General features: G+C 32.1%; 10 protein-coding genes and 2 pseudogenes. 9 read left to right on the top strand and 3 right to left on the bottom strand.

Annotated elements, in window-relative coordinates; genetic code table 11:
* The first annotated feature begins 80 nt into the window (after positions 1–80).
* Positions 81–1007, top strand: a complete 927-nt coding sequence (gene bla / locus ACLBWW_RS23635; RefSeq protein ID WP_371399501.1) for a class A beta-lactamase Bla1 — start codon at positions 81–83, stop codon at positions 1005–1007.
* A gap of 19 nt (positions 1008–1026) precedes the next feature.
* Here the strand turns inward: bla and ACLBWW_RS23640 are convergent.
* A pseudogene (locus tag ACLBWW_RS23640) lies at positions 1027–1098 on the bottom strand (undecaprenyl-diphosphatase); the annotation flags it as partial.
* A gap of 611 nt (positions 1099–1709) precedes the next feature.
* On the opposite strand from ACLBWW_RS23640, the gene hblC reads away from it, so the two are divergent.
* From hblC to ACLBWW_RS23665, 5 genes are all read left to right on the top strand, one after another.
* Positions 1710–3029, top strand: a complete 1320-nt coding sequence (hblC, locus tag ACLBWW_RS23645) for a hemolysin BL lytic component L2 (protein WP_170957595.1) — start codon at positions 1710–1712, stop codon at positions 3027–3029.
* A gap of 65 nt (positions 3030–3094) precedes the next feature.
* Positions 3095–4321, top strand: coding sequence for a hemolysin BL lytic component L1 (gene hblD / locus ACLBWW_RS23650; RefSeq protein WP_048546912.1), 1227 nt, complete (start codon positions 3095–3097; stop codon positions 4319–4321).
* A gap of 31 nt (positions 4322–4352) precedes the next feature.
* Entirely contained in the window at positions 4353–5486 is a 1134-nt protein-coding gene (gene hblA, locus ACLBWW_RS23655; RefSeq protein WP_048546914.1) for a hemolysin BL binding component B, read from the top strand.
* A gap of 511 nt (positions 5487–5997) precedes the next feature.
* Positions 5998–8205: a M60 family metallopeptidase gene (locus ACLBWW_RS23660; RefSeq protein ID WP_098222264.1), complete on the top strand. Its 2208-nt coding sequence runs from the start codon at positions 5998–6000 to the stop codon at positions 8203–8205.
* A gap of 254 nt (positions 8206–8459) precedes the next feature.
* The gene (locus tag ACLBWW_RS23665) at positions 8460–9008 is read left to right on the top strand and encodes a fascin domain-containing protein (RefSeq protein ID WP_098123807.1); all 549 of its coding nucleotides are present in this window, start codon (positions 8460–8462) and stop codon (positions 9006–9008) included.
* 1029 nt (positions 9009–10037) lie between these two features.
* Here the strand turns inward: ACLBWW_RS23665 and ACLBWW_RS23670 are convergent.
* A pseudogene (locus tag ACLBWW_RS23670) lies at positions 10038–10295 on the bottom strand (Ger(x)C family spore germination protein); the annotation flags it as partial.
* Positions 10296–10475: 180 nt separating this feature from the next.
* Positions 10476–10901 (bottom strand): hypothetical protein, encoded by a 426-nt coding sequence (locus ACLBWW_RS23675; RefSeq protein ID WP_048546921.1) that lies wholly within the window; start codon positions 10899–10901, stop codon positions 10476–10478.
* Positions 10902–11382: 481 nt separating this feature from the next.
* On the opposite strand from ACLBWW_RS23675, the gene ACLBWW_RS23680 reads away from it, so the two are divergent.
* The 3 genes from ACLBWW_RS23680 to ACLBWW_RS23690 form a co-directional block, all read left to right on the top strand.
* Positions 11383–13365 (top strand): serine hydrolase, encoded by a 1983-nt coding sequence (locus ACLBWW_RS23680; protein WP_098222267.1) that lies wholly within the window; start codon positions 11383–11385, stop codon positions 13363–13365.
* A gap of 621 nt (positions 13366–13986) precedes the next feature.
* Positions 13987–14574, top strand: a complete 588-nt coding sequence (locus ACLBWW_RS23685; RefSeq protein WP_098222261.1) for a TetR/AcrR family transcriptional regulator — start codon at positions 13987–13989, stop codon at positions 14572–14574.
* 17 nt (positions 14575–14591) lie between these two features.
* Positions 14592–15205: HXXEE domain-containing protein (locus ACLBWW_RS23690; protein ID WP_447614277.1), on the top strand; the 614-nt coding region annotated here is incomplete at its 3' end.

A 15205-nucleotide genomic window follows, 5' to 3' on the forward strand; every position in this document is an offset into this window, starting at 1 on the left:
TTAAATTTATGGAACAAACTCGTTTCGCTGATTGTCTATTATATGTACGTAAAAAAAGTGTTAAGAACTTGAAAGGAATGATGATTTTGAAAAACAAGAGTATGCTAAAGATAGGAATATGCGTTGGTATATTAGGTTTAAGTATTACAAGTCTACATGCTTTTACAGGAGGGGCATCGCAAGTTGAGGCGAAAGAAAAGACAGGATCAGTTAAACATAATAATCATGCGATGTATAAAGACTTCTCTCAACTTGAGAAAAAATTCGATGCACGAGTAGGTGTATATGCTATTGATACTGGTACAAATCAAACAATCTCTTATCGCCCTAACGAAAGGTTTGCCTTTGCATCAACCTATAAGGCGTTAGCGGCAGGGGTATTACTACAGCAAAACTCTACTGAGAAATTAAATGAAGTTATTACTTATACGAAAGAAGACTTAGTGGATTATTCACCTGTTACCGAGAAACATGTAGATACTGGAATGACACTAGGAGAAATTGCTGAGGCTGCTGTTCGTAACAGTGATAATACTGCAGGGAACATTTTATTTAACAAAATAGGCGGACCGAAAGGATATGAAAAAGCGCTTAGACAGATGGGTGATCGGGTTACTATGTCTGATCGCTTTGAAACAGAATTAAACGAGGCTATTCCAGGAGACATTCGTGATACTAGTACAGCGAAAGCAATTGCTACGAATCTGAAAGCCTTTACGGTCGGAAATGTGCTTCCGGTTCATAAACGTAACATTCTTACAGGGTGGATGAAAGGAAATGCTACAGGAGACAAACTAATTCGTGCAGGCGTACCAACTGACTGGATAGTTGCAGATAAATCCGGTGCTGGAAGTTATGGGACACGAAATGATATTGCTATCGTTTGCCCGCCAAATAGAGCACCAATTATTATCGCAATTTTATCTAGTAAAGATGAGAAAGAAGCTACTTATGATAATCAACTCATTGCAGAGGCAACTGAAGTTATAGTTAAGGCTCTTAAGTGATAATCTCTCAATTCTTTATTTAATGTAATTGAAAATATAAACTTGGAAAGCGATTCTTTTTAATGTGAAAAGAATCGCTTTTTTGTATTTCTATAATGAATAGTAAGTATATAAGCAAAAATTATTATTTCATGGACAATTTATCCCCTAAAGTGCATGAGGGAAATTTTCTCCTGTGGTGTTCGTAGCAATAATATTATTATGTATACGATAATAATATTTTGGAGTAGTTAAGCTAGATACTCTTATATGGATATGTAATTTTACATATCCATATAAAAGACACATATGTGCTAATCACTATTAAATTATATTAAAATCATTTTTAGGTAAGGGGATTCATATAGATTTAAAGGAATCAAAGAATTTTTATGTTTAATTATCATAGTATAATTATTTCACTTTATGAAATGAAATTTGTATATAACTTTTTTAAATATAATATTTTTAAATTCGAATAATAAATATCTGAAAAATCAAATTTAATCAATGTGATTTTCAGGTTTACTTATGAAAAACATAGTGTTTAAAATGAGGGGGAAGTAAGGTCCTTATATTCTTTCAAAAATAAATAAAAAACGAGATGGAATTACTTTTTTGAAAAAATCTCTATCCTTAAGTATGTGTGAAGAAATCCTAACGTTAGGTTGTACAACATTTACGATTAAAACTGTAAAAAACAATAGTGAAGAGGTGTACGGAATGAAGAATAAAATTATGACAGGATTTTTAATAACATCAATCGTTACTGGAGCGACTATTCCTATCAATACTCTCGCAATGCCAATCGTTCAGGCAGAAACGAAACAAGATAATATAGATATTTCCTCAGCATTACGAAAAATAGGTGCACACTCCAAATTAACACAAACCTTTATAGATGGAGCCTTAGCAAGTCCGAATGTGCAACTTGAAGAAGTTCCATCTTTAAATACAACTCAATTTCTAATTAAACAAGATATGAAAGAGTGGTCATCAGAACTATATCCAAAATTAATTCTATTAAATTCAAAAAGCAAAGGATTTGCAACCAAATTTAATAGCTATTATCCAACATTAAAAGGATTTGTAGATAATAAGGAAGATAAAGAAGGGTTTTTAGATAGACTGGAAGTTCTTCAAGATATGACTATAACAAACCAAGAAAACGTGCAACGTCAGATTAATGAGTTAACAGATCTTAAACTACAGGTAGATAAGAAACTGAAAAATCTTGATACAGATGTGATAAAAGCACAGAGTGTACTTAGTTCAGAGGGAACAGGAAAAATAGACAAGTTAAAAAATGAAATGCTAAATACAAAAAAATCAATTCAAAATGATTTACAGCAAATAGCATTATTACCAGGAGCTTTAAATGAACAAGGTCTAAAGGTATTCCAAGAAATTTATAGTCTATCAAAAGATATCATTGAACCGGCTGCTCAAACAGCAGTAGTAGCGTATAACAAAGGAAAAGAAATAAATAATGCTATTGTAGAAGCAGAGAAGAAAGCAGAGCAAGAGGCAACAGAAAAGGGAAAATCAGCTATAGAAATTGAAGTTGCCAAAAAAGAGGCACGTGAAACGATAGAGAAAAGTAAAAAAGGTGAAATTGCTGCAGCTGCAGTTACGAAAACGAAAGAGTATGATCTTATGAAAGTAATTGATCCTGAAAAAATTAAAAAAACATATAGTACTTTTGCAGAAATTAATAAACTAACAGCAGAGCAACGAGCGCATTTAGATGATCTAGAGAAACAAAATCAAAAATTATATGACTTAACAACTAAATTAACAGTAGCAGATTTACAAAAATCAATGATTCTTTTCATGCAAAATGATCTGCATACATTTGCTAATCAAGTAGATGGAGAAATTGAGCTAATGAAACGTTATAAAGAGGATTTGAATCTAATAAATAATAGTATTACAAAATTATCGACTGAAGTTGATACTAATAACACTCAGTCTCAAAAAGATACATTAAGACGACTAAAAAATGTAACAAATCAACTCGAAGAACAAGTTAATAAATTTTAATATTAAGAAATAATATTTAATGAAAAAATTATAACGCAACTGAAAATAAGGAGGAGAATCAAAAAATGAAATTTCCATTTAAGGTCATAACTTTGGCCGCTTTAGCAACGGTTATAACTGCTACGAATGGTAGTACTATTCACGCACTTGCACAAGAACAGACAGCACAAGAACAGAAAATAGAAAATTATGCGTTAGGACCTGAAGGGTTAAAGAAAGTGTTGGCTGAAACAGGCTCTCATATTCTTGTAATGGATTTGTACGCAAAAACAATGATTAAGCAACCGAATGTAAATTTATCCAACATTGATTTAGGTTCAGGAGGTGGAGAATTAATCAAAAACATTCACCTGAATCAGGAACTGTCACGAATCAATGCAAATTACTGGCTAGATACAGCGAAGCCAAACATTCAAAAGACAGCACGTAATATTGTAAATTATGATGAACAATTTCAAAATTATTACGACACACTAGTAGATACTGTAAAAAAGAAAGATAAGGCGGGCCTCAAAGAAGGAATAGGGGATTTAATCGGTACAATTCATACAAATTCAAATGAAGTTACGGAAGTTATTAAGATGTTAGAAGCTTTTAAAACAAAGTTGTATACAAATACTGTAGATTTTAAAAATAATGTTGGAGGTCCAGATGGACAAGGGGGATTAACGGCTATATTAGCGGGAAAACAAGCACTAGTCCCACAACTTCAGGCCGAAATTGAGAATTTACGTTCTACGCAGAAAGCACATTTTGATAATGTATTAGCCTGGTCAATTGGTGGTGGATTAGGAGCAGCTATTTTAGTTATTGGAACGATTGCAGGAGCGGTAGTAATTGTTGTGACCGGTGGCACAGCGACACCAGCTGTTGTTGGTGGTCTAACAGCTCTAGGGGCAGCTGGTATCGGTTTAGGAACAGCAGCTGGTGTTGCGGCATCTAATCATATGAACTCTTATAATGAAATTTCTAATAAAATCGGAGAATTAAGTATGAAAGCCGATCTTGCTAACCAAGCAGTTATTTCACTTACTAATACAAAAGACACGTTGACATATTTGTATCAAACAGTGGATCAAGCAATCATGTCTCTAACGAATATTCAGCAACAATGGAATACGATGGGAGCGAATTATAAAGATCTATATGATAATATCGACCAAATGCAAGAACATAAACTTTCTTTAATACCTGATGATTTAAAGGCTGCAAAACAAAGTTGGAATGATATTCATAAGGATGCAGAGTTTATTTCAAAAGACATTGCTTTTAAACAAGAAAAAACAAACTAAAAATCAATATATATGTATAGGAGGAATTAAAATGAATAAAAACTTTCCTTATAAACTACTTGCTGTATCGACGTTTTTGACTCTGACAACAACTACTGTAGTTTCTCCAGTGGCAGCCTTCGCAAATGAAAGTAAAATGGAACAAACTAGTACCGAAGATATATCTCTTTCTGTAAACAGCGAAAAGATGAAAAAAGCTTTGCAAGATGCTGGGGTATTTGCAAAATCTATGAATGATTACTCTTATTTGTTAATTAAAAACCCAGATGTTAACTTTGAAGGAATTGACATTAAAGGATATACAAATCTACCTAGTCAAATTCTACAAGATCAAAAGAATGCAAGAGAGCATGCTACGAAATGGGATTCATACATAAAAAAACAACTTTTAGATACACTGACGGGGATTGTAGAGTATGATACTAAATTCGACAATTATTATGACACATTAGTAGAAGCGATTAATGAAGGGGATGCAGACACATTAAAAGAAGGCATTACAGATTTACAAGGTGAGATTAAACAAAATCAAGCATATACACAGAATTTAATACAAGAACTAGCTAAGTTAAGAGATAGTATTGGAGAAGATGTCCGGGCATTTGGAGGTCATAAAGATATTTTGCATTCGATTCTGAAAAACCAAGCATCTGGAATTGATGAAGATGAAAAGCGCCTAAATGAAGTTTTAGAGCAAGTAAGACATTTTAAACAAGTAGAATCAGATGGAATTATAACTGTATCAATTCCCTCAATTCCTACGTGGATTGCTGGTGGTGTAATGATAGGGGTAGCAAGAAATAATTTAGGTACGTTAGAGCCATTGTTAGCACAATTACGTCAGACTATAGATTATAAAGTAACATTAAATCGTGTAGTTGGTGTTGCGTATAATAATATTAATGAAATGCACAATGCGATTGGATCGGCTATTAATGCACTTACCTATATGTCTGCACAATGGCATGATTTAGATTCTCAATATTCGGGAGTGCTTAGTCATATTGATAAAGCATCCCAAAAAGCGGATCAAAATAAATTCAAATTCCTAAAACCTAATTTGAATGCAGCGAAAGATAGTTGGAAAACATTGAGAGCGGATGCGTTTACATTAAAAGAAGGGATAAAAACATTAAAAATGGATCCTGTTTCTTCAAAAAAATAGCGGAATACGGTATTTGTTGCAAGGGCACTTATACAGTTATAAAATGATTTTTTGTTCTTTATAAATTGAAAAGACGGAGGTATAATCAGGCCTCTGTCTTTTGTTTTATTGAAATATTTTTATAATTCCATCCTATATGTAGAAAGTAGTTATACAAGTTTGAATTTTTAAGGTGAATGATTTTTATGAATTTTTCCGTAAAACCTAATCTATGATTAGTGAGCTTTATATTCTTATTTTCCTAATTGAATACTTTTATACAATTAGATGGAAGTTAAGAATACTAAATCAAAACATAATAGGTTGTTATTGATGAGTTTATCGTAAAGTTGTTATTTTATGTGTCATCAAATAACATTTATAAACAATTAGAAATAAAGAAAAGGAGACTATTATGAGAAAAAATAGAGTATTAGATACAACATAAATAGCGTAAATAGTTTTTAATGTAAAAACATGATAAATAAAATAATAGTCCTTACATGTACTAAGGGAAAATGAGGGAGATAATATGGGGAATAACTCAAAATATAAAACTAGAAAAATACTTGCAGCCACCGCTACAGTAACTATGCTTGCGACTGCAATGATTTCTACAACAGATATCATTGCAGAGGAAACAAAGCAGCAAAATAAAATATCGACATCACTTCAAGAGGAAAAGTCAGTTAAATTAGAAAACAGATCATATACAGTCCCAGGAAAAGGGGATGTTGAGGTATTGAAACAACAGGAAAGAAAAAGTATGGCATTTAGTCCATATGAACCGACTGGTTTATATGCAAAGCCAAATGAACAAATAACGATTAATGTAGAAGGAAATGAAAATATTCAAGCATACATTGGAACGTATTCGTATGATGCTTCTTGGAGAGAAGATTCTAAAATAAAATCATTTACATTAAAACCAGGTATAAACACAATCCAATCTCCAAATGGAGGAATGATTTATTTTTACAATAAACAACAAGGTGGTACCATTCGAACAACAGTCACAACTGGTGGAACGACTACTCCTTTCTTTGAACTAGGCAAGCATACAAAACAAGATTTAATAGACATGCTGAACCAAAATCCAAATGCACATGCAGTGGAGCTAAAAGGAGAACGTGTATTAATTACGGCCAGCCCTGCACGTGTTAAGAAATATTTGCTTGGTTCTAATACAGATCCTGTACAACTCTTAAAAAAGATGGATGAAGCTACCCGAATTCAAGACAAAGTAGCTGGATTATCCGAAGAACAAGCTGACAAGCATTATATTCATTACGTAGAAGAAAATCATTCACCAGATTATTATATGTATGCGACTTCTTATCGAACTGCATATGTAGGAGATGCAATTCAATACGTGTTAGATATAAATAAATTTATAAAAGATGGTTGGGGTCCTTGGCATGAGGCAGGGCATTTGAGACAGCAAGCACCTTGGAAGTTTTATAATATGACAGAAGTACAAAATAATATTTACAGCCTTTCTGTAGAAAAAGCATTTACATCTAATCAATCTTTTAGATTGCAACAGGAGGGCGCTTATACTAAGGCATTTCAATACTTAGAACAACCTAATAAAAATTATGACGAAGTTAGTGATGTTTTTGTTAAGCTTGTTATGCTTTGGCAACTACAGTTAGCATATGGAGAAGACTTCTATCCTAAACTGCATCAATTGTATAGAGATATGCCTTCTAATGAACTTCCACAAACTGATGAAAATAAAAAACAATTATTTATGATCTCAGCATCAAAAGTAGCCAAACAAAATTTGATGCCTTTCTTTGAGAAGTGGGGATTACGTCCAAATAATGATACCATTCAAAAAGTGGCTGCATTAGGATATCCGGTTTTAACAGCAGAGATTTGGAAGGGGACGGATTCTAATCCGATTAAACCAGATGTGCCTAATGCAAATAATATTTTAGAAGGAAGCCAGTTTGCATGGTCAATGAAAGGGATTAGTGATTTTGAGTTTGCTAAAATCAATTTCAATAAGTCGACAGAAGAAATGCATATTGACTTAAAAGCAGGCGTACCGCATCATTATTTTAATGAAACATATGCGAGTATTAAAGTACAAAATGCATCAGGCAAAGTAGTATATAATAAAGACATTTATGGAAACAAACAACAAAATGCCGAATCGCAAAAAGTTCCAGTTAAAGTAGGAGATTATATTGAGTTAACACATCAAGAAGGTGTGCATAGAGCTACTTTAACAAATGTAGATAGTAGTAAACAAGAAAGCTTTGGAAAAAAAGCAATGTACGAAGTTACAAAAGAAGGTCTGAAGAAAGTAGAAAAAATGCCAGAAACAACGGTTTTAGACGGAAATCAATTTAGTTGGTCGTTAAAAGGATATAGTGATAGAGAAATTGCAAAAGTAAATTATAATAGGGTAACAGAGAAAATACAGGTGAATTTAGAAGCAGGCGTACCACATTCTTATTTTAATAATACGTATGCGAGTATCAAAGTACAGAATTCATCCGGTAGTGTTGTGTACAATAAAGAAATAGTGGGAAATAGACAGCAAACTGCTGAAAGCCAAACTGTGCCGGTCAAAGTGGGAGATTATATCGAGTTTACCCATATAGAAGGGGAAGCAGTAAATGAAAAGACACGGGCTAAACTTACTAACCTTGAGAATAATAAACAAGAATATATAGGCAAAAAAAGAATCTATCAAGTTACTTCAACGGGATTAAACAAAATAGATTAACATGAAAAACATTCAAATTTTTAGTTAGATGCTTAATAGTCGTTCATTATGAACGGCTATTTGGCATTTATTTAATATAAAGTGAAATTAATTTTAAAAATATGTTTGAGGACTGAATGATGTTTAGGTGCTATAGATTTGAGAAAAAAAAACAGAATAATAAGGTATTTGTTGATAAAGACCCTCTCTTGTTACAATATTTTACATATTTGGTATGATGTATATGAGTGCTATATATTAAGGGAGGAATGGGAATGAAGAGGTTCATAACTCATGTAAATGGTAATAAGATCTTTAAAAAGTTAGTTTTAATGGTGTTACCAATGGTTCTAATGATAATGATGATAACCCCATCAAATGATGCATTGGCAGCCAACCAATCAAATGCAAGTTCACTAAAAGGTGTGAGTCTATTTAATGGAAGCTGGACTGTTGCTATACAAGCTGCAAATTTACAATATGTGTCTGCTGAGCCATCGGGAAATGTAGTAGCAAATCGTAGTGCAGTTAATGAATGGGAGAAATTTGAATTAATTCCGACTGGGGAATTATATACGTTTGCTTTAAAAGCGAAAAGTAATGGAAAGTACGTTTCGTTTGAGCCAAATGGTAGAGTAGTAGCAGATCGTACATCAATTGGGGCATGGGAAAAATTTATCTTATATAATGGTGGAGACAATAGGATATATGTATTACAAGCGCTAAGTAATGGTAGATTTATATCAGCAAATGGCGGTAGAAATTTAACAGCTAATAGTTATGTAGCTGGAAGCTGGGAAAGATTTGTTATTGTTTACTTCTAAATTTGGAAGTGTTATGTATCTAGATGATAATGACATGTGTAATTCATATGCATGTCAAATAAAACAAAGAGTTAAGTACTTAATATAAGTGTATATTTAGGTACAAAAAGGACTGCAAGTAATTGTCAGTCCTTTTTGTATGTTAATTAAGTATCTGCTGTGGATGTAATAAGAAGAAAAAGAACCCTAAAGGGTTCTTTTTCAAGGCATATTAACCGTAAGGAGAATCATGAAATGCTACTTCAAATCTTTATTAGGGGAAAGATTTTGAAAAAGCTTAACATACATCTATTTTTACATAAATGTAAGATATAGTAAATTGATAATCTTTATACTTACTATTACTAATATTCAATTAAGATAATTAACACTATGTGTATAGTGTTAATTGATGTTTAGTGTAGTATACATTTAGAAATCTAGTATTAGATTAAAAGTGTTAAAAAGCTAATAGGTTTATCATTTCAAATTCTAACTAACATTTAAACGATTATAATTGAAATGGGGTGTGTAATAACTCTTATAAGCTAATGAAAGTAAATAAAGACCCTGTAAAAAAATACAGGGTCGGATACAGGGTTAAGGGAACGCATAGTTTCTTAAAAACATAATAGCATATATATTTTGTGTAGCTATATGAAGATTTTGACAAAATTAAGAACAAGACAGAAAATATTTGAGAAATCAAATATAGTGGTGGAAATATGATTAGGGAGTGAACTATTTACATGTTAATATAGATGAAACCTTTTGAGCACCGTGATCAAAAGGGCATTGAATTAGAGGCTTAGGTTAGTGAGATAATTAATCTTCCTGAAAAAGAAAAATGTTTTTTAGATGAAAAGAAGAAAAGACACCTTTTGGGTGTCTTTTCTTTTTGTATACAGCTCACATATTGTTGAATTAGATACGAAACCATAATTCGACTATGAAATAAACAACATAAGAAATTTTAACATAATCTGGACTGAAAAAAATATGTAATAGTGCATCTTTAGTTTTCAATTGTTGTATTGGATATAGAGTGTGTGTTTTTTTGATAAAGGGAACAGTTTGCGTCATTCCTTCTTCATTTTGTTCTCTCATTAATTGTTGAATTGTAGAAGAGACGGATTGGTTATTTTGAATGGAGGATTCGATTACACCATTTATATAAGATGAAAGTGATGGTTTACTAGGCTTGTGAATTTTAAAAATTTCTTCTGCAGGTCCATCTACAAGTACTATTTTAGCATTAATGGTAGCGTAAGGATCACGGTAAGAAGAATCAAGCTCCTGCAACCAATTAACTAGTTCCATTCTTGCTAGGATGGTAGCTTTTACAATAATGAGAAAGAATCAAAGTTAAGATGTATTGAAAGAAAAGAGCGTAATAATTTTACGTACCTTGGTTAATTGTCAAAAGTTCGGAACAATCTTCCGTCCCTTGAAATAACAAGTGAAAATAATAAGCACTCCCGTGAGTGCTTATTCAAATTCAATTTCTGTTTTACCATCTGATGTGAAGTATCTTATGGTTGTTTTGCCGTATTCTTGCAAGCCACTCTGCGCAACGGCGTCTTTTAACTTTGTTCTTGTTCTATAGCCAAAATTTTTCCGTAGGCCTTCGTCAGCATTTGACAATGCTGTTTTATCAACGAAAACATATAAGACATACAAGTTATTTTCTTTATTTAATTCAACCGCTGTTACAATACCACCGAAATATTCTATAATCTCCTTGGTTCTACGTTCAACACTTTTCACCATTCGTGTCTGCTCATCTTTTGGTTGTTCTGTTTTCGCCGTTGTTAGTTGTGTTTTTGGTTGCTCCTTTTGAACTATTTCTTTTTCGCCGCACGCTGCTAACATTACAACAGATAAACCAACTGCTAATACTGATCTCTTCATCATCTAAATCCTCTTAATATTAATATCTAAATATTAGCATACTATGAGATTCCTTGCTGGATATGGAGTGAAGATGCCAATTAGGGCATCTTCACTCCATATCCGTAATCTTTTCCAGTAAATAATGCAGTAGGTCTATCTTTTGATTTTATCTAACTTCTCAAAAAAATTAGATCGATCATTAATAGTACTCGCTTCACCAAATAGCCAATTTTTATTGATTATAAACGATGGGTGTTTTCTTTAAGTAGGATGTTATGAAAAAACTGCTGGGAAGCCCTATATTAAAGAGTGTCTAGCATTTTCTATAATTAAGACAATATATAGACTACTTCTAAAAGAGAAAAGTTAATAAATGACAGAATTTAAATAAAATTAGAAAAAATATCAATGAAATGGTAGAATGTGGTTGGTTAAACCATAGATGTATAATCAATAATCTAGTATTAAAGGGGGAGTTAATTTGGGTAATAGGAATAGAAGAATGAAAATTTATTTTCAAAGGTTAGTAGCTGTAGGTGTATGTTTTTTGTTATTTTTTCTGGGGAGCAATTATTCAAAAGCGGAAACTGTTGAACCTATAACATTAAATCCTAAAGATGTAGAAGCATTTACCAATAAAGTAATTCCAGAGAAAATGAAAAAAGAAAACGCAGCTGGTGTAGCTCTTGTCGTTGTAAAGGATAATCAAATTTTATTTCAAAAGGGATTCGGATTTTCCGATAAAGAAAAGAATACTCCCATCGATCCTAAAAAAACAGTTTTTCGATTAGCGTCAATATCAAAAGTTTTTACTGCTAGTGCTGTCATGCAGTTAGTTGAACAAGGTAAAATTGATATAAATAAAGATATAGTAAATTATATGGGGGGATTAAAGTATCAAAATAAAATGGGTGAACCAGTTACAATGGAACATTTACTTACCCATACAACAGGTTTTGATTACGTAGATCCTAGACCAGAGGATATCCATTATCAAGAGAATGATTATACTATGCTTAAAGATTATGTAGGAGATAATATGCCCACAGTAGTGAGAAAGCCAGGAGATACATATACATATGATAATTTTGCTTCTATGCTTCAAGGGTATATTGTTCAAAGTCTGACAAACACACCTTTTTACAAATATATGGCCAAGAATATTTTTTATCCTTTAGAAATGCATAATAGCAGTTTTGTTATGACTAATTTTATTAAAGAAAAGCTTGCAACAGGATATGACGCTAAAGGTAATGCCATTCCATTTTATCAAACAAGACCAACAGATATGCCACAAGGGAGTATGTTTTCTACAGGAAGTGATGTAGGCAATTTTATGATCGCTCAATTGAATGATGGTAAATTTAAAAATAACCAAATACTACAAAAAGAAACCGTAGAAGATATGCAAAAAACAAAATTTGCTTTACATCCCAAATACCCTAATATGACATATGGGTTTGAGTTCTTTTCACCGCAAAGCCATAATGGGCAATATGTGTTCGGTAAAGGGGGAAATATACCAGGTTTTTCATCTTTAATGTGGTTAATTCCAGAGCATAAAATTGGAGTTTTTGTAGTTACAAATAAAGATAGTTCGGCACTTCCTGTTGAAGTATTTGATGATTTTATGAATCACTATTTCCCAGATAAAACAAAGCCTGAATATTTAACCCCTAATGAAGAAGAATTAAAGAAATTTGAAGGTGTTTACCGTGATTTGAGATTAAAAAACCTAATGTCACATGTAAACATAAGTGAAGGAAAGTTATATGTAAGTGATAAAGTATATGGTAAACAGGAGCTAAAACAAATAGACCCTTTACTATTTGAGGATGAAAAAGGGAATTATATGGCATTTAAACTTCACAAAGATGGTAATGTGAAAGAAATGATACATTGGAACTCTGGCAGCTCAGCGGTGAAGTTAAGTGAGCCCGAGAGATTTAAAGACGTAGATGAAAATCATCCGTATGCTAAGTTTATAAATCCTTTACATCAATACGAGGTATTACAAGCAAATAAGGAGGGGAATTTCAATCCAGAATCTTCTCTTACACGGGCAGAATTTGTATATTGGTTATCTCAAATTGCTTACTTTACGCCACCTTCAAAAAAAGAACCAGTATTTTCGGATGTGAAAAATCATCCGTATGCACCTCATATTCAAAAGTTATATGAGATTGGTATTTTATATGAAAAAGAAGGGGAACAATTTCATCCAAACCGTGCAATTACTAGACAAGAAGCAGCATGGATTACCTGGCAGTATTTAAAAATGTTAGGAGCGCCATCTGCAGATGCAACATTAAAGGGAGACACTGATGAATGGGCAATAGAATCCGTGAAAAACATTGTAGGTCATCGTTTAGTAGGGCCTGAGGTTATATATAATGAAGATGGATCAGCAGATTATCTATCAAAACAAAGTATGAAACGACAAGAAGCAGCTGCATTGTTACTTTATGTTTTGTTATCTAGTTAATTTGTTTTGAGGTAAATTTCACAAAAAGAAAACATCTAAAGAGCTTGAAATAATACACAGAAAAAGAATAGTCATAGACCAATAATTTATCGTAACAAACAGGGGTGAATGAGTTATAACCATGCTCCAAATCTTAAGTAGAGCTGGTAATAGAAGGATTTCTTAAATGTTTTGTAAGGTAAGGAGCTCCTTTCAGGGGAGCTTTTTTTATTTTATTAGTAATAATTTCATATACCGTAATTATTACTAATAAAATAAAAATCTACAACAAGGGGATTCAGTCCAAGCTAGGTCACAGTAATACACTACATACCAACAAATATGATGTATAAAAAATTGTGTTCATCTTTTTTAGTGAAGGAAAATAATGTTAATCAATTTGATTGTTTATACAACAGTTCAATTATTAAAATTACCGACTGCTCACATTATGACGAGACTGGAAAACAACAAAGGCGTTCTCAAATGTATATATAAATTTTAATAACAAAGATAAAAAAAGAATAGGTAATCAGAAATGTCGAAAGGTTTAAATTGATATTAAAAATTGAAGGTGATACTATAAGTTTAAACGATGTTTAAAACGTTGTTTAATTGATAAATTTTAGAGGAGGAGATAAGTTGAGTGGAAATGAAAACATATCTACGAAAGAAAAGATTTTAAATACAACATTAGAGTTAATTAAAGACAAAGGCTTTGAAAGTGTAACAATAAGAAAAATTGCGGCATTGTCAGATACTAATATTGCGCTTATAAATTACCATTTTGGCTCAAAAGAAAAATTGATTAGTGAAACAATTAAAATCTTATTAATTAGCTTTCAAGACACTTTTTCTATTTTAGATGATATTAAAGTGCCAGCAAAAGAAAGATTAAAAATATTTTTACTTGATTATGTAATAGTAATTCGGCAATACCCCGAGTTAGTTAGGAAAATTATTACAATGGGAACTACGGTATTTACATCTCAATACGAATATGGAGATTTTTTGAAGAGGCTCGGTTTTAGTAAAGTGAAGAATATTTTGAGTGAAATAACAAATGAAACGGATCAGGAAATTTTAATGATGATGACGGTGCAAATATTCGGATCCATTTTTCTTCCAACATTAATGATGCCAATTCTTGAATCAGGGGCAGATATAAGAATACAGCCTGTAGAAAAGCAAATTGATTTCCTATTTGAACGCTATTTTTATAAAAATTGAGATAGTGGGTGATAGTGATGATTAGTTTCTTTAGAAAGCACTGGTGTGATGTAGGGTTAGTTATGGCTATTGTTGCCTTAGGTTATTTAGTCCCGAATTTTGGAAAAATGAGTGAAATAAAGGTACGGTTAGCGTTAAGCTTTGTAGCCATTTTAGTGCATCAATTTGAAGAGTATCGTTGGCCAGGTTATTTCGCTGGTCTGTTTAATGTAGTTATATTTAAAAGTGATATACCAGATCGCTACCCATTAAATACGCAATCTGCTATGGTAATAAATATTTTGATTGCGTATGTTTTTTATTTACTTCCGTTTTTCTTTCCAAATATCATATGGCTTGGGTTGGCACCTATTTTAATGGGATTTTTTCAATTCATATGGCATGGTATTTTTGCGAATATAAAAGCTAAAACAATATATAACCCAGGATTAGGTGCGGTTGTATTGCTACATGTTCCGATTGGTTATGCATATATGAGATATGTTCTTTTACACAATTTAGCAACAAATTTGGATTGGATATTAGGGATAATATATTTTCTAGTAGCTACCTATTTTTTAATTATAAAAGGAAATATGTTACTGAAAAGTAAGGAGACAATTCATTACTTTTCTAAAAAGCAATTAGGTCC

It is taken from the genome of Bacillus sp. M5A3_1b (assembly GCF_053345335.1).